The sequence below is a fragment of the Sulfuricella sp. genome (genome assembly GCF_035531155.1).
In the GTDB taxonomy this organism is placed as follows: Bacteria; Pseudomonadota; Gammaproteobacteria; order Burkholderiales; family Sulfuricellaceae; genus Sulfuricella.
The window spans coordinates 28622-49033 of record NZ_DATKTK010000004.1; the positions used below are offsets into that span (position 1 = coordinate 28622).

Genomic DNA, 20412 nt, shown 5'->3' on the forward strand with positions numbered 1-20412 from the left:
CATAACCCAACAGACCCAACCAAAAGTAGGTGCCTCTAGGCAAAACCAACACACGAAGGAAGATTGGGTCTGTTGGGTTACGGCGCAAAAACCGCGCCTAACCCAACCTACATAAAATGCCTAACGTTTCGGATCTCACCTCCCGCCTCACCTACCTCAAACCAGAGGACACCGCCCAGATCGAGGCGGCCTACCGCTTCAGCGAGTCCGCCCACACCGGCCAGTTCAGGGTAAGCGGCGAACCCTATATTTCCCACCCCCTTGCGGTCGCCGGAATCCTGGCAGAGTGGCACCTCGACGGCCAGGCGCTGATGGCTGCGCTGCTGCACGACGTGATGGAAGACACCGCCATCACCAAGCAGGAAATCGGCGAAAAATTCGGCAAGGCGGTGGCCGAGCTGGTAGACGGCGTATCCAAGCTGGACAAGATCGAGTTCCAGACCGAAGTCCACGCCCAGGCCGAAAATTTCCGCAAGATGCTGTTGGCGATGGCGCGCGATGTGCGCGTCATCCTGATCAAGATCGCCGACCGCCTGCACAACATGCGCACGCTCGGCGCAATGGCCCCGGACAAACGCCAGCGCATCGCGCGCGAGACTCTGGAAATCTACGCACCGATCGCCAACCGCCTGGGGCTGAACAGCGTTTACGACGAGCTGGAGGATTTGAGCTTCCGCCATCTCTACCCCAACCGATTCGATGTGCTGGCCAAGGCCGTCAAGGCTGCGCGTGGAAACCGCCGCGAAGTAGTGGGAAAGGTGCTGGAGGCGATCAAGCAGAAGCTCAAGGATAGCCAGATCGAGGCCGCCATCACCGGGCGCGAGAAGCATCTGTACAGCATTTACAAAAAAATGCAGGGCAAATCCCTGACCTTTTCCGAAGTTTTCGATATTTACGGGTTTCGCGTCATCGTCAAAGACGTTCCCACCTGCTATCTCACCTTGGGGGCCCTGCACCAGCTCTACAAGCCGATTCCGGGAAAGTTCAAGGACTACATCGCCATCCCCAAGGCGAATGGCTACCAGTCCCTGCACACCACCCTGTTCGGGCCGTTCGGCACGCCGATCGAAATCCAGATTCGCAGCCAGGACATGCACAAGATCGCCGAAGCCGGCGTCGCCTCCCACTGGCTCTACAAGAGCGGCGAAGCCGAGATCAACGAGATGCAGCAGAAGACCCACCAGTGGCTGCAAAGCCTGCTGGAGATTCAGTCGGAAAGCGGCGATGCCACCGAATTCCTGGAACACATCAAGGTCGACCTGTTCCCCGACGAGGTTTACGTCTTCACCCCCAAGGGCAAGATCATGGCGCTGCCGCGCGGCGCCACCGGGGTGGATTTCGCCTACGCCGTGCATACCGACGTCGGCAACCGCTGCGTCGCGGTGAAAATCAACCAGGAACTGATGCCGCTACGGACAGAACTGAGAAACGGCGACCAAGTGGAAATTGTGACCGCCGCCCATGCCAAGCCCAACCCGACCTGGCTCAATTACGTCATCACCGGCAAGGCACGCTCGCACATCCGGCATTTCCTCAAGACCATGCAGTACGATGAATCCGCAGCTCTGGGCGAACGCCTGCTCAATCAGGCGCTACGTGCCCTGGGCGCAGATCCGGCGGAAATCAGCGAAGCCCAGTGGGACAAGCTGCTGCGCGAATGCAGCGGCAAGCACAAGCAGGAAATCCTTGCCGATATCGGCCTCGGCAAACGCCTCAATATTATCGTTGCGCGCCACCTGCTTGCCATCACCGAAATGGCGGAAGAGCGCAAGCATGTTCCGGTTGGGCCGATCACCATCCGCGGCACCGAAGGCATGGCGGTGCAGTTTGCCAAATGCTGCCGGCCGATTCCGGGCGACCCGATCATCGGCTTCATCAAGAAAGGCCAGGGCCTGGTCATCCATACCCACGACTGCCCGGTGATTGCCAAGGATCGCGCCGACACGGACAAATGGCTGGATGTGGAATGGGACCCGTCCGCGCCGAAAAAACCGTTCGACATCAACATCAAGCTGGTGGTGGCGAATCAGCGTGGAGTGCTGGCCAAGGTCGCCGCCGCCATCGCCGACGCCGGATCGAACATCGACAATGTCAGCATGGAAGAAGAGGACGGCAGCGCCTACACCACCATGAACTTCACCCTGCAGGTTGAAAACCGCATCCACCTCGCCAACGTGATGCGCAGTTTGCGCAAGATCACGGAAGTGGTGAGGATTACGCGGGTGAAGGGGTGATTTAGGAGTAGGGTGCGCTGCGCGCAGGTGTTTGGGTGCCGGGGCTGCCCGGCTTGACGAGCAACACAGGGAACCCGCAGCGTAGCGGAGGGCGGCGGAATGGGGTCGCCTTCTTTGGGTTACCTTTCTTGGCGAAGCAAGAAAGGTAACCAGCCCGCCGGGCTGCCCCCGGCTATAAAACAAATGGGTGCGCAAGGCGCACCCTACAAACTCTTTGTTTACATAAAATTTGCACAGAAAGGAAACGCCATGGCCAAACAAATCCTCTCCACCCCCAGTGCCCCTGCCGCCATCGGCACCTATTCCCAGGGAGTGAAGGTCGGCGACACAGTTTACCTGTCCGGCCAGATCGGACTGGATGCGCAGACCATGATCCTGGTCGAGGGCATCGAGGCCCAGATCCACCAGGTGTTCCTCAACTTGGGCGAGGTCGCCAAGGCCGCTGGCTGCAGCCTCAACCATACTGCCAAGCTCAACGTCTACCTGACCGACCTGACCCACTTCGCCAAAGTCAACGAGATCATGGCGCATTATTTCGACCAGCCCTACCCAGCGCGGGCCGCGGTAGGCGTGAAGGAACTGCCGCGCGGCGCGCTGGTGGAAATGGACGCCATACTCGTCACTGAATGACCGCAGCGCCGTCCATCAAGGCAAGCAAGGCGATCCAGGCCAAGCTCGACAAGCTCGGCCTGTTCACCGCCCACGACCTGCTGCTGCATCTGCCGCTGCGCTACCAGGACGAAACCCGCATCCATCCCATCGCCCATGCACCACTGGGCCAAGGCGTCCAGGTCGAAGGCGAAATTACCGACACCACCGTCCAGTATCGCCCGCGCCGTACCCTGGTATGCCGGGTTGAGGATGGCAGCGGCATGATGACGCTGCGTTTTCTGAATTTTTACCCCAGCCAGATCAAGCAGCTTGCCCCGGGCAAGCGCGTGCGTCTGTTCGGAGAAATGCGCCACGGCTTTTTCGGCATGGAAATGGTGCATCCGCAGTACCGCATGGTGAGTGAAAACATGCCGGTCGCCGAGGCGCTGACGCCGATCTATCCCACCACCGCCGGACTGGGGCAAGCCGCCCTGCGCAAACTGGTACAGGCCGCCCTCGCCGAATGCGACCTGGCCGATACCCTGCCCAACGAGGTACTGCATCCGCTGGGTTTGCCTGCCTTTGCAGAAAGCATCACCTATCTGCACCAGCCCCCGCCGGATGCGCCTATCGAGTTGCTGGCCGAACGCACCCACCCTGCCTGGCAGCGGCTCAAGTTCGACGAACTGCTGGCACAGCAGCTTTCCATGCACCAGCATTACCGGCGGCGGCGCGCGCAGTCCGCCGCCCCGATGCCGCCCCGGCAACACCTCACCCACGCCCTGCTGGCAGCGCTGCCGTTCCCGCTCACCAACGCCCAGCAGCGCGTCATGGCGGAAATCACCAGCGACCTGGCCAAGCCTCACCCGATGCAGCGGCTGTTGCAGGGCGACGTTGGCAGCGGCAAAACCGTGGTTGCGGCGCTGGCGGCTTTGCAGGCAATTGAAAACGGCTTTCAGGCGGCGATCATGGCCCCCACCGAAATCCTCGCCGAACAGCATTACCAGAAACTCTCCGCCTGGCTGGCGCCGCTTGGCCTGCGCGTCGTCTGGCTGGCGGCAAGTCTGCCGAAAAAAGAAAAGCAGGTGGCACTCACGGCAGTCGCGGAAGGAGAAGCCCAGCTCGCGATCGGCACCCATGCCCTGTTTCAGGAACAGGTCGTGTTCTGCAACCTCGGTCTGGCGATCATCGACGAGCAACATCGCTTCGGCGTCCACCAGCGTCTCGCGCTGCGGCAGAAGGGTACCCAGCCGCACCAGCTGATGATGAGCGCCACCCCGATCCCGCGCACCCTGTCGATGAGCTATTACGCCGACCTCGACGTTTCGGTGATCGACGAACTGCCGCCGGGACGCATGCCGGTGGTCACCAAGCTGGTCAGCGACAGCCGCCGCGACGAGGTGGTCGCGCGCGTGCGCGAGGCCTGCCTTAATGGCCGCCAGACCTACTGGGTGTGCCCGCTGATCGAGGAGTCGGAAACCCTGCAGCTCAAGACCGCGATGGAAACCTTCGAAACCCTGACCGCCACCTTCCCGGAGCTTAAAGTGGGGCTGGTGCACGGCCGCCTGCACGCACGCGACAAGGCGGCCACCATGGCAGCCTTCAAGGCGGGGGATATCCAGCTGCTGGTCGCCACCACGGTGATCGAGGTCGGGGTGGATGTGCCCAATGCCTCGCTGATGGTGATCGAGCACGCCGAGCGCTTCGGACTGTCCCAACTCCACCAGTTGCGCGGGCGAGTCGGCCGGGGCGCGGCAAAAAGCGCATGCATCCTGCTTTACCAGACCCCGCTGTCGGAAACGGCGCGTGCGCGCCTGAAGATCATCTACGAAAACAGCGACGGCTTCGAAATCGCGCGCCAGGACTTGCTGCTGCGCGGCCCCGGCGAATTCCTCGGTGCGCGTCAGAGCGGCGTGCCGCTGCTTCATATCGCCGATATCGAGCTGGACCAGAAGTTACTCGAGGCGGCACGGCACGCCGCCGAGAAAATCATCGCCGAGCAGCCGGAGGTAGCGGAACGACATTTGCAGCGATGGCTGGCGGGTGCGGAACAATACTTGAAGGTATGATGCTGGCGCTGTTAGGAGCGGGCTTGCCCGCGATAATGGGCACTAATCGCGGGCAAGCCCGCTCCTGCACAACCTCACACCTAGCTCCCTACTGTGGCTCTGCGGTTCTAAGGTTTTTGTAGGATAATGTCGCAACAATAATCCTTTAGGAACCCGAATTGCACCCTTCGTGGCAACAACGCCTGTCGGAAAGCTGTGCCCGTTACCGCCCCTGGCTGCTCGACCGTGGCTCGCTCACCCGGCGCATCCAGGCCCGCTGCGCCGCCTTCAGCGTGCGCCATGTGCAGCAGCACTACGGTGTGGCCCTGCCTTCCGAGCGCCACATGGTTGCGTTGAAGCGCCACTCGCGCGCGCTGCTGCGCGACGTGTTTCTGTACTGCGGAGAAACGCCGCTGATTTTCGCCCACAGCGTGCTGCCCGCCACCAGCCTGCACGGCACCTGGCAAAGCCTGGGCCGGCTCGGCAGCAAACCGCTGGGCGCGGCACTATTTGCCAACCCGCGCGTGCAGCGCACGCCATTGCACTTCAAGAAACTCAACCGGCGCGATGCGCTGTATCGACGTGCCTGCACCGTCCTGCCGAACCCGCCTGCCAGCCTGTGGGCGCGGCGCTCGGTGTTTTACCTGGAAGGCCGGCCAATCCTGGTCACGGAAGTGTTCCTGCCGGGCATTCTGGAGTTAAGTCAGTGACGCTGGCAGAACGGCTCACCCAATACGAAAGACTGATGCGGCTCGACAAGCCGATCGGCATCCTGCTCCTGCTGTGGCCGACGCTGTGGGCGCTGTGGCTATCCTCGAATGGCCAGCCGAACTGGATCATCCTGTGGATTTTCGTCCTCGGTACGGTACTGATGCGCTCGGCCGGCTGCGTCATCAACGACTACGCCGACCGCGATTTCGACCCGCATGTCGAACGTACCAAGAACCGTCCTCTCGCCGCCGGGCTGGTAAGCAAGAAGGAAGCTCTGGCACTGTTCGCAGTGCTGGTGCTGCTGTCCTTCCTGCTGATCCTGCGCCTCAATACCCTGACCCTCCAGCTCTCGGTCGCGGCAGTGTTTCTCGCCGCCAGCTATCCCTTCACCAAGCGTTTCTTCGCCATTCCCCAGGCCTACCTCGGCATCGCTTTCGGCTTCGGCATCCCGATGGGGTTCGCCGCCCAGACCGGCGCAGTGCCCGCTGTGGCGTGGGCGATGCTCGCCGCCAACGTATTCTGGGCGATCGCCTACGACACCGAATACGCCATGGTGGATCGCGACGATGACCTCAGAATCGGCATCAAGACCTCGGCCATTACCTTCGGCCAATACGACATTCTGGCGGTAATGCTGAGCTATGGCGCAACGCTGACCATCCTCGCCGGCGTCGGGTTCAAACTCGGAATGGGCTGGGCCTATTACGCCGGACTCGCTGCCGCTGCCGGCGTCGCCGCCTACCATTACACCCTGATCAGACAACGCGATCGCGCCAAGTGTTTCAAGGCGTTCCTGCATAACAACTGGTTCGGCGCTGCGCTGTTCTGCGGTATCCTGCTTAACTACTACAGCGCGACTTTGTTCGGTCTGCGCGGTTTTTTGTAACGGATTTTTCATGACCGGCTGCTGTGAAAACAAATCCTGCACCCTGAATGCCATGCGCGCCAACCATGGCCGCGTGCTTAAGATCGTGCTGGCCGTCAACGTCGTCATGTTCGTGGTGGAAGCTGTCGCCGGCATGGCCGCACATTCCACTTCCCTGCTAGCGGATGCCTCGGACATGCTGGGTGATGCGCTGGTGTATGGCTTCAGCCTGTATGTTCTGACCCGCGACGAGATGTGGCAGGCACGGGCGGCGCTGCTGAAAGGCCTGATCATGCTCGCCTTCGGCCTGGGCGTGGCGGCGGAGGCGGTTTACAAAACGCTCCATCCCATCCTGCCCGACGGCGAAGCCATCGGCGTCATTGGCTTGCTGGCGCTGGCCGCCAATACCGGATGCTTCCTGCTGCTCTATCGCCACCGCGCCGACAACCTCAACATGAGCTCGGTGTGGCTGTGCTCGCGCAACGACCTGTTCGCCAATGCGGGCGTGATCGTGGCCGGCATCGCGGTCATCTTCACCCAGTCGCGCTGGCCGGATATTATTGTCGGCGGCGCCATTGCCGCCCTGTTCCTCAAATCTGCGTTCTCCGTGCTATGGCAATCCATGGCAGCATTACGCACCCAATCCCACTAGGAGGCTCCATGCGCCACGCTCTGATTTCCCTTGCCCTGCTGTTACCAAGCCCTCTGGCTCTGGCGCAGCAACCCATGCAGCCACCGACCCCTCCGCAGGATCACCGCCAGCTGGTCACCATGCCCGAACTGCCCCGTACCCTGATGCGCACCGACATGCAGGATCACCTCGTGGCACTGAATGAAATTTTCGGATATCTGGCGGAAAACAACCTGGCTGCCGCTGCGGAAACCGCAGAAAACCGCCTGGGCTACAGCTCCATGGGCAAGCACGCCGTGACGGCGCGCGGCCAGGGGCCGGGGCGTTTCATGCCTGATGCCATGCGTCAGATAGGCTGGGACATGCACGCTGCGGCCAGCGAATTTGCCCAGGTGGCGAAACGAGGCGATACGGCCAAGACCTACGCCGCACTGCAAAAAGTCATGGCTAGCTGCGTGGCCTGTCACATGGCTTTCCGCACGCGCTGACCACCCCATGACCGGCTGGTTGTGACACCGGGCAAAATGCACGGCGATGGCGAATGATTAAGACCCGACCTTAAGGCTGGCGGCAAAAGCGGCTTCCAGGCTCTCAGGGAGCTGGAACTGGGCAAAGGCACGGTGAATTTCAGCCTCGTTCACGCCGGCGCTACGGCCTTCGAAACGGATGCCGATCCTGCCACCGTTGGAAGCCAGCGTCGCGAAAGCAAAGCGCCAGCGCTGGACTTCCGCGAGCCGCTCGCGCAACTCGCGCTCGTTGCTGATGACCACACCCGCTTCCTTCAGAGAATCCAGGAATTCATCAAAGGACTCATTGCTAAGACTGCCCATCTACGCCTCCGTTATGAAGTACGGTGGTTTCCCACCTGTGAATTCAATAACGTGGCTCGCGTATAGCGGTTGACAAACCATTCAGAAAGAAGCGATCAACATAACGAACTGCACTCTGCCTGGACAAGAGTTGCCTGAGCAAAACCATTCCGCTACTCTGTACATTTTGAAATTCGCTGGCCTATCCGTGTAGGCTGGGAGGAAAAATCATGACCGACCCGGTCAGCGACACCAACCTAAAAACATTGACCACTGTGGTCTATGCCCTGCAGGCGATTGCGATTCTAGGGTTCGGTCTTCCCTACATCGTCGCCATCATCATCAACTATGTGAAACTGGACGACGTCAAGGGCACCTGGCTGGAATCCCACTTCCGCTGGCAGATCCGCACTTTCTGGTTCAGCCTGCTGTGGGGGGCAATCGGCGCCATCACCTTTATCCTCATCATCGGCTGGTTTATCCTGGCAGCTGACTGCATCTGGGTGATTTACCGCATCGTCAAAGGCTGGCTACGCCTCAACGAAGGCAAGGAAATAGTGCCGCAATGAAATACAAAGATCTGCGCGACTTCATTTCGCAACTGGAAAAACAGGGCGAACTCAAGCGCATAGTCGCTGAAGTCGATCCCCGCCTGGAAATGACCGAAATCTGCGACCGCGTGCTGAAAGCGGGGGGACCGGCGATCCTGTTCGAAAACCCCAAAGGCCACGGTATCCCGGTGCTGGCCAATCTGTTCGGCACGCCCAGGCGCGTCGCCATGGGCATGGGCGAAGACAGTGTCGAGGCGCTTAGAGAAGTTGGCAAGCTGCTGGCTTTCCTCAAGGAACCCGAGCCGCCCAAGGGGCTGAAGGACGCCTGGGACAAACTCCCGCTGTTCAGGCAGGTGCTCAACATGGCGCCGAAGGAGCTGTCTTCCGCGCCCTGCCAGGAAGTCGTCTGGGAAGGCGCGGATGTGGACCTGGCCAGTCTGCCGATCCAGACCTGCTGGCCGGGCGACGTGGCGCCGCTCATCACCTGGGGGCTGGTGATCACGCGCGGGCCGCTGAAGAAGCGGCAGAACCTCGGCATCTACCGCCAGCAGGTAATCGCCCCGAACAAGGTGATCATGCGCTGGCTCGCCCACCGCGGCGGCGCGCTGGATTTCCGCGATTTCAAGCAGGCCCATCCCGGCCAGCCTTTTCCCGTGGCAGTGGCGCTGGGCGCCGACCCGGCCACCATCCTCGGTGCGGTGACGCCGGTGCCCGATTCCCTGAGCGAATACCAGTTTGCCGGACTCCTGCGCGGCTCCAAGACCGAGGTGGTCAAAGCCCTGGGATCCGACCTGCAAGTCCCGGCCAGCGCCGAGATCGTGCTGGAAGGCGTGATCCATCCCGGCGAGATGGCACTGGAAGGGCCTTACGGCGACCACACCGGCTATTACAACGAACAGGCCGAGTTTCCGGTGTTCACCATCGAGCGCATCACCATGCGCCGCAACCCGATCTACCACAGCACCTACACCGGCAAGCCGCCGGACGAACCGGCCATCCTCGGCGTGGCGTTGAACGAAGTGTTCGTGCCGCTGCTGCAGAAACAGTTCCCCGAAATCACCGATTTCTACCTGCCGCCGGAAGGCTGCTCCTATCGCCTCGCCGTGGTCAGCATCAAGAAGCAGTACGCCGGCCACGCCAAGCGGGTGATGTTCGGAGTGTGGTCGTTCCTGCGCCAGTTCATGTACACCAAGTTCATTATCGTCACCGACGACGACGTCAACATCCGCGACTGGAAGGAAGTGATCTGGGCCATGACCACCCGCATGGATCCGGCGCGGGATACGTTATTGGTCGAAAACACGCCGATCGACTACCTTGATTTCGCCAGCCCGGTCAGCGGCCTCGGCTCGAAGATGGGCATGGACGCCACCAACAAGTGGCAGGGAGAAACCGCGCGCGAATGGGGCCGGACGATCGTGATGGACGCCGACGTGAAGCGCAAGGTGGACGAAATATGGGGAACGCTCGGCTTGTAATCGTACAACCCCCGCCTTGGTGGAAGTGTTGCTGCGCGACGTTCACATTAAAACGAACGCCATGACCTTACTGCATGGCTCAGGTTTTTCCTCGAGCGCCTAGCGTGGAGCGATATTGCCGTTGCCGTTGGAGAGGATGATTTCCACCCGCCGATTCAACAGACGTCTGGCGGCATTGTCGTTGCTGGCAATCGGAAACGCCTCACCATAACCGCGCGTAGCGACACGGTTGCCGCTAATCCCCCTGTCGACCAAAGCCGTCCGCACGGCATTGGCGCGTCGATCAGAGAGCTCCTGATTGAGGCTGCTACTGCCGGTGCTGTCGGTGTAACCTTCAACCAACACCTTGTGTTGCGGGTATTGCTTGAGGAAATCGGCCAGTTGTTGCATCTTGCGCATCCCGCCCAATTCCAGCTGCGCCTTGTTGGTGCTGAACAATACGTCGCCTAGCGTCATCACCAGGCCGCGTTCCGTTTTCTTGGCATTCAACTCCTTGAGTTGCATTTCCTGTTGAGCAATCAGTGCCTGGTCACGTTCCGCTTCGGCGCGGCCAGCCGCCAATGCAGCCGCTTGCTGATCGGCGGTTTCCTGCATGATCGCAACCTGCTGATTGGCCGCATCGGCTTCGATCGTTCTCGCTTCGAGACGGACTTGGTCGCGTTTGGTGCTGGCATTGGTGACCGCTAATTCATATGTTTTCCGCTGGGCAGTTTCCTGCGCGATTCCCACTTGCATCTTGGTCATATGGGCTAGTTGATTGACTGCGGCATCACTTTCACCTTTGTTCAATGCCGTGTCCGCCTTATTCAGAGTCTCGCCGGCTTGCAACAATTCAACCGCAGCCAGATTCATGACCTGTGGGTCGGATCGTGCGCTGTTGTAACTGCTATGCGCTTCTGCGAGAGATGAATTTTGCGGCCCGGAACTGCAACCAGAAAAAACCGCGACCGCGATCAAGGTCATGGGAAAGTACAGATTTTTTTGCATGATGAACTCCATTCAGGATGACTTGTTTTTACGGCCGATTTCTTGGCGTAGCACGCGACTATCTTCCTGCAAGGCGTCAGCTGCTTTTTTTGCCTTGACTGAATGCGCCATCGCTCCGGCTAGTTGGGCGTCTGCCTGTGCTTGTTCCGCCAGTTGCCGGGCATGCACATAATCTTTCTCTGCCATTGCCTGCTCTGCGGCATCCATCTTTTCCATCGCAGACTTGAGCTGTAGCGGTGCAAACTCATTCCCCCCGGCGCTGCTTGCATTGCTAAGCGCAGCCTTGGAAACGGCCATCTGTTCTGTAGGTGCCGGAGTGCTTGCGCAACCCGCCATAGAGATTGCAGCGGCTACGGTTACACCGATCCTGCGCATCATTTGATTTAATTTGTTTATTGCGTTTGCGACAATTTTCAATTTTTCCTTAAGTCGGAATCCAACCCATGGCGACAGCGAGGACGGCGAGGCAGATCCACATCATCTCGATGCTGAGGTGGGGAAATTTGTCAGCTTTGAGGGCTTGCGTTTTCATGTTGCTACCTTTCTGGCGATTCTGCCCTGAGTGACGCTCATGCCGATCTCCCAAGACTGAGGTCCGCGGCATGAAATATTCACGCCGCATCAAAATTTGAATGGCCCTATCGGAAAAAACCCGGTTCTTCGAACCGTCTGCAATAATTAGACTCCTCCTAACCGACGCGCACTGTGCGGTGCCGCACATAATGCATAATCAGATCAATTGGCTATCCCAAGGTTTAAGTACCGGCTTTAGTCAGTCTGAAAGGGGGGCGATAATGGACGCCAATGGATAATGCAAAAGGCCGTCTCGCGACGGCCTTTTATTAACTGCTTCACATCTCTGTCCTGCAGGCCTTATGGAGCAGGTTGTGTAACCGTGTTCTGATCAAAATTGACCGCAGTCCCTGCCAACAATCTGCCGTTTATCGATGCACCAGTCTTCATGGTGATTGATGTTTGAGACAGTATTACCCCATTAAATTTCGAGGTTGTTCCAAGGTCAGCAGCTGCGAAGGTCGCCCAGTAAACGTTTTTGGGCAGTGCGCCACCGGCAAGGATAACCTGCACACCCGAACCTACGGTGAGGCCTTGCGCTATCTGGAAGATCCAGACATCGTTCGGGCCGCCTGTTAGCGTGACATCCGCCGGTATTGAAACTCCGGTCCCCCATTTGTAGGTGCCGGGGGAAAGATTCATCCCGCCAATATTTCCGGTCCCCAGTTCAGTGTAATCGGGCGCTCTTCCTGTAGCATCGGTGTACGCTAACCCCTTGTCGCCTATAGCTGCGGTTAACCGAGCAGCGTCCGTCACCACACAGGGAAGAGGGCCAGCAGCATCGACGCTGTATATTGTCCCAGTCACTTGCGCGCATGTTAAGCCTATGCCAGCGCCTGTCCCAGGACTCAAGCCTACATCCCCGGCAACCGCGGAAGTCGGAACGTTTGTAATCGCCGATTCAGCCAGAATCACAAAATTGCCAGCAGTTCCCATCACCACGGGCGCCGGGCCTTTACCCAGGTTGTTTAAGCCTGTGCCGGTACCTGGGGCGGTTGTGGGTTCAATTGTAGACGAGCCCCCTCCCCCGCCGCTTCCACATCCGGCGGCAAAAGCGACCAGCAAGAATGCCATCAACCACGTCAGCGGTTTGAAAATGTTTTCGGACCTGTCCATTTGCGTTTCTCCTGAAAAATGAATCTCGATTTGTTGCACCAAGGCAAAGACCAATATCCGCTTCTGTTGCGGGATATTCCGTTCGCTATCGCACATAAGGAGAAAAGCATGGATTGGCAGCGCATCTTCGGGAATGCCTGTTTTACTTGAGCTTCAGTTCGAATTTCTTGCGCTGTTTGAAGCGGAAGGAATCAATCAGTGCCGCAGGCGTGGATTTGCCCTACAGCGTCCCACGTAGTCGCCGCACATAAAGGGGCCAGGTCGAAATGCACACCACCACCGCGAAAAGGATGGCGGGAATGAACGGGAGGAGTATTGAGGAACAACCGACTATGACGAGGACAATCGCGGCCATCTGCGCGAATTGTCTACCCGCTGCTTCAGGAAATCCGCGCCGACTTCCACAAATGTTCCGCAGGCATCATGCGCCAAGCCGATGACTGCGATTAAGGGGGCGCCCGTCGCGGGGAACATTTCAACTTTCGCAACGCATCAAGGCCAAGCTCGCACTCCTCCACATGGAGTTGAAGAGCATTTAGGACCCATCTCCAACTTGCCGAACCCAACAAGATCGACCGGACACCGCTCCGGTCGATCTTGTTGCTCAAAGTCCAGCGTCAGAATTTGTAAACAACACCGACAGACAGTAAGTCGACATTAGCCTCGCCGGTCTTGTCCTTGTTGCCGACATCGTTGAATCGCTCCCATTCCAGCCGCGCCCCAATGTTCTTGTCGAAGTCGTAGCCTGCGCCGACCCCCCAGTGGAAGTCGCTATCGGTAGAGCTTTGGTTCACGGAGCCGGAAGGGCCGGATGCGCTCAGCTCGGTTTTGATACTGTACGCCCCTAACTTGCCAAACACTGAAAACTTGTCAGTTGCCGGCCAGATGCCCACTGCGTCCACCAAGAATCCATTTTTTGTCTTGACGTTGCCGCTCAAGCTACCCGTTGTATAACCGGCTGGCGCGGCGGTAACGGTTGTATTGAATGAAAACTTGCCAAGATCGACATACCCGCCTTCTACCGCAAAATTTGGATTGAACTGATAACCGGCGAACAACTTCCAGCCGGTGTCTTTGTCGTCCACCGAGGAAGAACTGGTGAAGCCCAAGCTTCTAAATGTTGAGTCCAGCTCGCCACCATTGGTGTCAGCCTTGCTCTGACCCCCGCTCAGCCCGACATACCAACCAGGATCGGCCGCCGCCAAAGGAATAAAACCCGCAGTCAACCCAAGCGCCAGCCCAGCGGAAGCCAATAATTTCACATTCATCTTGTTCCCTTTCAATTAAACTGTGATAAAAAACCAATGGCAAAAAAAAACCACATACTAGTTATAGTTCAAAATTTTCCGGATATGATCTTTTTTTACCGGTTTTAAGCAGAAAGCCAATGACGACCGCAAAACCATCCGGAATGCGCACCTGCCTTTATGACTCTGCTCAACTGGAAGTGGTGCTGGGCGATATGGCGATGCAAGCTGCCGGCTTTCTGACCCGCAGATCGCGCGTGGTGATCGTGGGTATCCTGCGCCGCGGCGCGCCCCTGGCGGAAATGCTGCGCGACCGGCTAGCGCATGATTACGGCCTCTCCAACCTGCCGCTGTACAAACTCCATGTCAAGCGCTATGCCGACGATCTCACCCTGCTGCATCCAGAAACCGAGCTGACCGAAAACGCCGAACAGGCTGCCCTGGATCTGACCAATGCCACGGTAGTGGTCGTGGACGACGTGCTCTACCGCGGCCACTCGCTGCTCAAGGCGGTGGAATATCTGGCGAGAAAAAATCCGCTGGAGATACGCACCGTGGTACTGGTGGACCGCGGCGTCACGCTGCTGCCGATCCGCGCCGACATCACCGGCATGCGACTGGATGTTGCGCCGCTAGACATCATCGAGTGCAACGTCCCTCCCTACGAACCCGAATTCAGGATCGACCTGCTGCGGCCAGACAAAGGCTAAAGCGCTTTACAGCGCCGTCAAATCACACTGCATTCTTGTCCAATACCATCAGGTAATTAAAAATCATGAAATTTCATTCCACGCCATTCGGCATGCAGGAAGTTGATCCGGAAAGCATCCTGACCTTCCCCAATGGAATGCCGGGATTTGAAAGTTCCACCTGTTAGAAATTGTTTCACCAGGAAGAGAACCCGGAACAACCCGTCGTGGTCCACTGGCTGCAATCCATCGACGAACCGGATGTCGCCCTCGCGCTGGTTGATCCGGCAGTGTTCGGCCTGAACTACGAATTTGCCCTGTCCGATGAGGAAGAGCGTCTGCTGCAGATGGAAAAGGTGGAAGATATCGCGGTTCTGCTCATTGCCTACAAGCCGCAACCGGATGCAGACTCCAAAGCCAATATCAACGCCAACATCAACGGCCCTATCGTGCTCAACACCCGCGCCCGCCTCGGCATGCAGAAGGTACTGGTCGGGCTTGAAGCCGACGTCACCCTGAAGAGCAAGAAGCCTGCCGCTTAATTCCGGCTGTACACCCACTCCAGCAGCGCATCCTGCGCCGCCTGGCCAGCGCTGGCATTGGGGTGATTGATGAAGAACACCACCGCCACGCTACGTCCCTTGCGGTCATGCACATAGCCCGCGATCGCCTTCGTCCCATTTAGCGAACCAGTCTTGATATGGGCATGGCCGGCCATTTCATGGTCTCGCAGCCGTTTCTTCATGGTGCCGTCCACCGCCGCGATCGGCAGGGAGGAGACAAACTCCGCCATCAGCGGCCCGCGGTAAGCCTCCCGCAGCAGCCAGCCCATATGCGCCGGGGTAATGCGCTCGGTGCGCGAAAGACCGGAACCGTTCTCGATCTCCAGTTCGGGAAACGCCATACCCCGCTCCGCCAGCCATTTATCGACGACCTGCACCGCACCACGCGTCGAACCTTCGCCGCCGATTTCGCGGCCGATGGTCAACAGCAGCTGGCGCGCCATCACGTTGTTGCTGAACTTGTTGATATCGCGTACCACCTCGGCCAGCGCCCTGGACTCGCGGCTTGCCAGCAGCAGCGCGCCGGGAGCAGCGCCCCCCTCGCGCACGCTGCCTTGCAATGTGCCGCCCAGCTCCTGCCACAATTGCCTGAACAGCGCATCGACATGGCCGGTGTTATCGAACAGGCCAAGGTACAGCGACTTTTCGCCGCAAGCGCGCGGATAAACCCCGCTAATCAGCACCGTGACCGCATCGCTACCGTTCTTGCCGATTTCCGTGGTGACACCCTCACGCCAATCGTTGCACGGGCCATCAAACGGTAGCAAACGGTTGACGATGCGCAGCCGGGCCGGATCGGGATCGGCAATGACGCGCACGCCGCCCTCCGCTTCCGGCACGAGGCGGAAGCGGACGGTCTTGAAGTTCACCAGTAGCGCCTCGGGCATCACGTTGTAAGGACGGTAAGGCTCGTTATCGAAAGAGCCCGGATCGCCGCCTGCCGCCTGAAAATAGCTGTTGTCCAGCACCAGATTGCCGCGGATTTCGCGTATGCCCAGCTTGCGCACGTCGCGCAGCAGGTTCCAGAAACTTTCCAGCGTCAGCGCCGGGTCGCCATAGCCCTTGATGATCAGGTCGCCGTTCAGCACCTCCCCGGCCACCGTCCCGCCCGTCAGCACCTCGGTTTTCCAGGTATAGGCCGGGCCCAGCAGTTCCAGCCCAGCATACGTGGTCACCAGCTTCATGGTCGAGGCCGGGCTCATCGACTGATTGGCCTGGTAAGCGATCAGCGGCTTTCTGGCCGCCACGTCCTGAACAAACACGCCGACGCTGGCGGCGGGGATGCCGGCTTCGCGCAGCGCCTTGGCAACGGGCGCGGGCAGAGGCGCAGCCTGCACCGACACCGTCCACATCAACATCAACATCAGTAAAAGCCATATCCTGTTCATAAACCCTCGATAATCTCCAGCGCGCCCGCCACCAGCATCCGGATTTCCTCTTCGTTGATGATATAGGGCGGCATGAAATAGACCGTGTTGCCGATCGGGCGCAGCAGCAGGCCGCGCTTCAGTCCTTCCTCGAAGAATCTTCGGGCGAAGCCGGGTGCGGCGTCCGCCACTTCGAACGCCCAGATCATGCCGCTATGGCGAAAATTCCTGACGCGCGGATGTGCCTTGAGCGGCACGGCGATATCGTTAAAATGGGCAGCCTTGACGCGGTTGGCCGCAATCACGTCGTCCTGTTCGAAAATATCCAGCACCGCCAGCGCCGCGCGGCAAGCCAGCGCGTTGCCGGTGTAGGAATGGGAATGGAGAAAGCCGCGCGCCGTATCGTTGTGGTAAAACGCCTGGTAAACGGTATCGGTGGTCAGTACCACCGACAAGGGCAGGTAACCGCCGGTGATGCCTTTGGACAGGCACAGGAAATCAGGTCTTATCCCGGCCTGCTCATGGGCGAACATCGTCCCCGTGCGGCCGAAGCCCACGGCGATTTCATCAGCGATCAGGTGTACCTCGAATTCGTCGCAGATCGCTCGCGCCTTGCGCAGGTAGTCGGCATCGTACATCCCCATTCCCGCCGCGCCCTGCACCAGCGGTTCGAGAATCAAGGCAGCGGTTTCCTGGTGGTGATGCTCCAGATGCGCGCGCAAAGCCGCCGCACAGCGCAGCGCGTAATCCCGCGCCGACTCTCCCGGCTCGGCATAGCGCCAGTCGGGCGTCGGTACCTGCGCACTTTCCCGTAGCAACGGCGCATAAGTGTCCTTGAACAGCGCCACATCGGTCACCGACAGCGCACCCACGGTTTCGCCGTGATAGCCGTTTCGCAGGCTGACGAAGCGGGTCTTGGCCGGGCGGCCCGCGTTGCGCCAATAGTGGAAGCTCATCTTGAGCGCGATCTCGGTGGCGGAAGCGCCGTCCGAGCCATAGAAACAATGCCCCAGGCCGGACAGGCGCGACAACCGCTCCGACAGCTCGACCACCGGCTGATGAGTAAAACCGGCCAGCATCACATGCTCCAGCCTGCCCAACTGATCCTTCAGCGCCGCATTGATGCGCGGATTGCAGTGGCCGAACAGGTTGACCCACCACGAGCTCACCGCATCGAGATAGCGCTTGCCGTCGAAGTCGTGCAGCCACACCCCCTCGCCGCGCGCAATCGGCACCAGCGGCAAGGTCTCGTGCTGCTTCATCTGGGTGCAGGGATGCCAGACACTGGCCAGACTGCGATGGAGAAATTCCTGGTTAGACATTGAGCGCGGCATGCCCCGGAAAGATGGATTGGATAGCGTTCATTATGTCACAGCAGAATCGCCCTTAGGATCGCCCTGAAGCTGTAGATTTCTTTATAATTGCACCATGCTCTACTGGGAAAAACACGACCACGACAAAAACCGCCACAGCTGGTATGCCGTTACCTTCGGCCACGACCTGCTCGGCGACCTGGTGCTCACCCGCAGCTGGGGCAGTCTCGGCCGGCGCAGCCGGCAGCACCGCAAACAGCCGGTCGACTCGGCGGACGAACTGCGCGCCTGGCTGCAAATCATCGGAGAGGAACGCGAAGTACACGGCTATGCCGTGGTTGCCGTCGGCTGATCAGTAGAATCTCTACCTGTGGGCGCTGCGAATTTCCCGACTGATAACCACTTTTTGATAAATTGTTGGACATCCAAACCTTCTTCCCCTTGAAATTAGCGCGCTCAGCCCCTATTATTAGCACTCGTCGGGCATGAGTGCTAACAGCGCCATCCCCGAAATTTTTTTTAACCGGCAAACAGCGCAGGCGGTTTGTCGGATTTTATTTTGTTAACCTAGACCTGACAGGAGATTGAAACAATGAAAATTCGTCCGTTGCACGACCGCGTTATTGTCAAGCGGCTGGAAGAAGAGCGCAAGACCGCTTCCGGTATCGTGATTCCTGACTCCGCTGCAGAAAAACCTGACCAGGGCGAAATCATCGCCGTGGGCAAGGGCAAAGTGGGCGATGACGGCAAGGTCCGTCCGCTGGATGTCAAAGTCGGCGACAAGGTGCTGTTCGGCAAATATTCCGGCCAGACCGTCAAGGTTGAAGGCGAGGAACTGCTGGTGATGCGCGAAGAAGACATCATGGGCGTGGTCGAAGGTAAATAACAAATTCAGCATTAGGAGATTTAAAACATGTCAGCAAAAGACGTAAGATTCGGTGACGACGTTCGTCACCGCATGGTGGCCGGCATCAACGTTCTGGCCAACGCAGTTAAAGTCACCCTCGGCCCGAAAGGCCGCAATGTAGTGCTGGAGCGCTCCTTCGGCGCCCCGACGATTACCAAGGACGGCGTATCCGTGGCCAAGGAAATCGAGCTGAAAGACAAGTTCGAGAACATGGGCGCGCAGATGGTGAAGGAAGTTGCTTCCAAGACCTCCGACGTTGCTGGCGACGGCACCACCACTGCTACCGTATTGGCCCAGGCGATTGTGCGCGAAGGTATGAAATTCGTTTCCGCCGGCATGAACCCGATGGACCTGAAGCGCGGCATCGACAAAGCAGTTGAAGCCTGCATCGTCGAGCTGAAGAAAAACTCCAAGCCTTGCACCACCAACAAGGAAATCGCCCAGGTGGGTTCCATTTCCGCCAACTCCGACAGTTCCATCGGCGACATCATCGCCGAAGCCATGGACAAGGTCGGCAAGGAAGGCGTGATCACCGTGGAAGACGGCACCAGCCTGCAGAACGAGCTGGAAGTGGTTGAAGGCATGCAGTTCGACCGCGGCTATCTGTCACCCTACTTCATCAACAACCCGGATCGCCAGATCTCGTTGCTGGAAAATCCTTTCGTGCTGCTGCACGACAAGAAGATCTCCAACATCCGCGATCTGCTGCCGGTACTGGAGCAAGTCGCCAAGGCCGGCCGTCCGCTGCTGATCATCGCTGAGGACGTGGATGGCGAAGCGCTGGCCACTCTGGTGGTGAACAACATCCGTGGCATCCTGAAGACCTGCGCAGTTAAAGCGCCTGGCTTCGGCGACCGTCGCAAGGCCATGCTGGAAGACATCGCCATCCTCACCGGCGGCACCGTAATCGCCGAGGAAGTGGGCCTGTCTCTGGAAAAATGCACGCTGACCGAACTGGGCCAAGCCAAGCGCATTGAAGTGGGCAAGGATGAAACCATCGTTATCGATGGCGCCGGCGATCACAAGAACATCGAAGGCCGCGTCAAGCAGGTTCGCAAGCAGATCGAAGAAACCACCAGCGACTACGACCGCGAGAAGCTGCAAGAGCGCGTCGCCAAGCTGGCAGGTGGTGTGGCCGTGATCAAGGTCGGTGCCGCCACTGAAGTCGAGATGAAAGAGAAAAAAGCCCGCGTCGAAGATGCCCTGCACGCCACCCGCGCTGCGGTGGAAGAAGGCATCGTCGCCGGCGGCGGCGTAGCTCTGCTGCGTACCCGTGACGCCATCGGCAAAATCAAGGGCGACAACGCCGACCAGGATGCCGGCATCAAGATCGTGCTGCGCGCCCTGGAAGAGCCACTGCGCCAGATCGTCGCCAACGCCGGCGTCGAGCCGTCGGTGGTGGTGAACAAGGTTGCCGAAGGCAAAGGCAACTACGGCTTCAACGCCGCCAACGATACCTATGGCGACATGGTGGAAATGGGCGTACTCGATCCCACCAAAGTAACCCGTTACGCGTTGCAGAACGCGGCTTCCGTAGCTGGCCTGATGCTCACCACCGAATGCATGGTGGCCGAGATGCCTAAGGAAGAGGCCGGTGGCATGGGCGGTGACATGGGCGGTATGGGTGGCATGGGTGGTATGGGCGGCATGATGTAATTTTGCCCCCGGCTTTCCCGGTCCAACGAAAACCCCGCTTCGGCGGGGTTTTTTTATGGCCCCGCAACATTCAAAC

At 59.1% G+C, this 20412-nt stretch carries 21 protein-coding genes; 14 read left to right on the forward strand and 7 right to left on the reverse strand.

The window, feature by feature from the left end; translation table 11 throughout:
* The first annotated feature begins 116 nt into the window (after nt 1–116).
* The 7 genes from VMV64_RS01240 to VMV64_RS01270 all read left to right on the forward strand — a co-directional run bounded on the left by VMV64_RS01240 (nt 117) and on the right by VMV64_RS01270 (nt 7568).
* Nucleotides 117–2234 (forward strand): bifunctional (p)ppGpp synthetase/guanosine-3',5'-bis(diphosphate) 3'-pyrophosphohydrolase, encoded by a 2118-nt coding sequence (locus tag VMV64_RS01240; protein ID WP_325328125.1) that lies wholly within the window; start codon nt 117–119, stop codon nt 2232–2234.
* Between the two features lie 249 nt (nt 2235–2483).
* Nucleotides 2484–2864 (forward strand): RidA family protein, encoded by a 381-nt coding sequence (locus VMV64_RS01245; protein WP_325328126.1) that lies wholly within the window; start codon nt 2484–2486, stop codon nt 2862–2864.
* A complete protein-coding gene (recG, locus tag VMV64_RS01250; RefSeq protein WP_325328127.1) occupies nt 2861–4894 on the forward strand; it encodes an ATP-dependent DNA helicase RecG in 2034 nt (677 codons plus the stop codon). Before VMV64_RS01245 ends, recG begins: the two co-directional genes overlap by 4 nt.
* Nucleotides 4895–5052: 158 nt before the next feature.
* On the forward strand, nt 5053–5583 hold the full coding sequence (locus VMV64_RS01255) for a chorismate--pyruvate lyase family protein (protein ID WP_325328128.1): 531 nt from the start codon (nt 5053–5055) through the stop codon (nt 5581–5583).
* Nucleotides 5580–6470 carry a 4-hydroxybenzoate octaprenyltransferase gene (ubiA, locus tag VMV64_RS01260; RefSeq protein WP_325328129.1) on the forward strand — a complete coding sequence of 297 codons (891 nt, stop codon included), beginning with the start codon at nt 5580–5582 and terminating at the stop codon, nt 6468–6470. Before VMV64_RS01255 ends, ubiA begins: the two co-directional genes overlap by 4 nt.
* 10 nt (nt 6471–6480) lie before the next feature.
* Nucleotides 6481–7101: a cation diffusion facilitator family transporter gene (locus VMV64_RS01265; protein WP_325328130.1), complete on the forward strand. Its 621-nt coding sequence runs from the start codon at nt 6481–6483 to the stop codon at nt 7099–7101.
* 8 nt (nt 7102–7109) lie between these two features.
* Nucleotides 7110–7568, forward strand: a complete 459-nt coding sequence (locus VMV64_RS01270; protein ID WP_325328131.1) for a cytochrome c — start codon at nt 7110–7112, stop codon at nt 7566–7568.
* 57 nt (nt 7569–7625) lie between these two features.
* On the opposite strand, the gene VMV64_RS01275 is transcribed toward VMV64_RS01270, so the two are convergent.
* The gene (locus VMV64_RS01275) at nt 7626–7910 is read right to left on the reverse strand and encodes a hypothetical protein (RefSeq protein ID WP_325328132.1); all 285 of its coding nucleotides are present in this window, start codon (nt 7908–7910) and stop codon (nt 7626–7628) included.
* A gap of 209 nt (nt 7911–8119) precedes the next feature.
* Between VMV64_RS01275 and VMV64_RS01280 the strand changes: the two genes are divergently transcribed.
* Together VMV64_RS01280 and ubiD are read left to right on the forward strand one after the other, a co-directional pair.
* Nucleotides 8120–8458 carry a hypothetical protein gene (locus tag VMV64_RS01280; RefSeq protein WP_325328133.1) on the forward strand — a complete coding sequence of 113 codons (339 nt, stop codon included), beginning with the start codon at nt 8120–8122 and terminating at the stop codon, nt 8456–8458.
* Entirely contained in the window at nt 8455–9918 is a 1464-nt protein-coding gene (gene ubiD / locus VMV64_RS01285; RefSeq protein ID WP_325328134.1) for a 4-hydroxy-3-polyprenylbenzoate decarboxylase, read from the forward strand. The genes VMV64_RS01280 and ubiD overlap by 4 nt, the downstream gene beginning before the upstream one ends.
* Nucleotides 9919–10017: 99 nt before the next feature.
* Here the strand turns inward: ubiD and VMV64_RS01290 are convergent, their stop codons facing one another.
* The 4 genes from VMV64_RS01290 to VMV64_RS01305 form a co-directional block, all read right to left on the reverse strand.
* Nucleotides 10018–10905 carry an OmpA family protein gene (locus VMV64_RS01290; protein WP_325328135.1) on the reverse strand — a complete coding sequence of 296 codons (888 nt, stop codon included), beginning with the start codon at nt 10903–10905 and terminating at the stop codon, nt 10018–10020.
* Nucleotides 10906–10917: 12 nt separating this feature from the next.
* On the reverse strand, nt 10918–11322 hold the full coding sequence (locus VMV64_RS01295) for a DUF4398 domain-containing protein (protein ID WP_325328136.1): 405 nt from the start codon (nt 11320–11322) through the stop codon (nt 10918–10920).
* 456 nt (nt 11323–11778) lie between these two features.
* Nucleotides 11779–12690, reverse strand: coding sequence for an ice-binding family protein (locus tag VMV64_RS01300; protein ID WP_325328137.1), 912 nt, complete (start codon nt 12688–12690; stop codon nt 11779–11781).
* Between the two features lie 521 nt (nt 12691–13211).
* Nucleotides 13212–13862 carry an outer membrane beta-barrel protein gene (locus tag VMV64_RS01305; protein ID WP_325328138.1) on the reverse strand — a complete coding sequence of 217 codons (651 nt, stop codon included), beginning with the start codon at nt 13860–13862 and terminating at the stop codon, nt 13212–13214.
* A 119-nt stretch (nt 13863–13981) separates the two neighbouring features.
* On the opposite strand from VMV64_RS01305, the gene VMV64_RS01310 reads away from it, so the two are divergent.
* Together VMV64_RS01310 and fliW are read left to right on the forward strand one after the other, a co-directional pair.
* The gene (locus tag VMV64_RS01310; protein WP_325328139.1) at nt 13982–14551 is read left to right on the forward strand and encodes a bifunctional pyr operon transcriptional regulator/uracil phosphoribosyltransferase PyrR; all 570 of its coding nucleotides are present in this window, start codon (nt 13982–13984) and stop codon (nt 14549–14551) included.
* 170 nt (nt 14552–14721) lie between these two features.
* The gene (gene fliW, locus VMV64_RS01315) at nt 14722–15072 is read left to right on the forward strand and encodes a flagellar assembly protein FliW (protein WP_325328140.1); all 351 of its coding nucleotides are present in this window, start codon (nt 14722–14724) and stop codon (nt 15070–15072) included.
* Here the strand turns inward: fliW and dacB are convergent.
* Together dacB and bioA are read right to left on the reverse strand one after the other, a co-directional pair.
* The gene (gene dacB / locus VMV64_RS01320; RefSeq protein WP_325328141.1) at nt 15069–16457 is read right to left on the reverse strand and encodes a D-alanyl-D-alanine carboxypeptidase/D-alanyl-D-alanine endopeptidase; all 1389 of its coding nucleotides are present in this window, start codon (nt 16455–16457) and stop codon (nt 15069–15071) included. The two genes, fliW and dacB, sit on opposite strands and share 4 nt — an antisense overlap.
* 20 nt (nt 16458–16477) lie before the next feature.
* Nucleotides 16478–17782 (reverse strand): adenosylmethionine--8-amino-7-oxononanoate transaminase, encoded by a 1305-nt coding sequence (bioA, locus tag VMV64_RS01325; RefSeq protein ID WP_325328142.1) that lies wholly within the window; start codon nt 17780–17782, stop codon nt 16478–16480.
* Nucleotides 17783–17888: 106 nt separating this feature from the next.
* On the opposite strand from bioA, the gene VMV64_RS01330 reads away from it, so the two are divergent.
* The 3 genes from VMV64_RS01330 to groL all read left to right on the forward strand — a co-directional run bounded on the left by VMV64_RS01330 (nt 17889) and on the right by groL (nt 20336).
* Complete coding sequence (locus VMV64_RS01330; protein WP_325328143.1) at nt 17889–18125, forward strand: WGR domain-containing protein; 237 nt, start codon at nt 17889–17891, stop codon at nt 18123–18125.
* Nucleotides 18126–18365: 240 nt separating this feature from the next.
* Nucleotides 18366–18659: a co-chaperone GroES gene (gene groES / locus VMV64_RS01335; RefSeq protein WP_325328144.1), complete on the forward strand. Its 294-nt coding sequence runs from the start codon at nt 18366–18368 to the stop codon at nt 18657–18659.
* A gap of 27 nt (nt 18660–18686) precedes the next feature.
* Nucleotides 18687–20336 carry a chaperonin GroEL gene (groL, locus tag VMV64_RS01340; RefSeq protein WP_325328145.1) on the forward strand — a complete coding sequence of 550 codons (1650 nt, stop codon included), beginning with the start codon at nt 18687–18689 and terminating at the stop codon, nt 20334–20336.
* Nucleotides 20337–20412 lie beyond the last annotated feature (76 nt).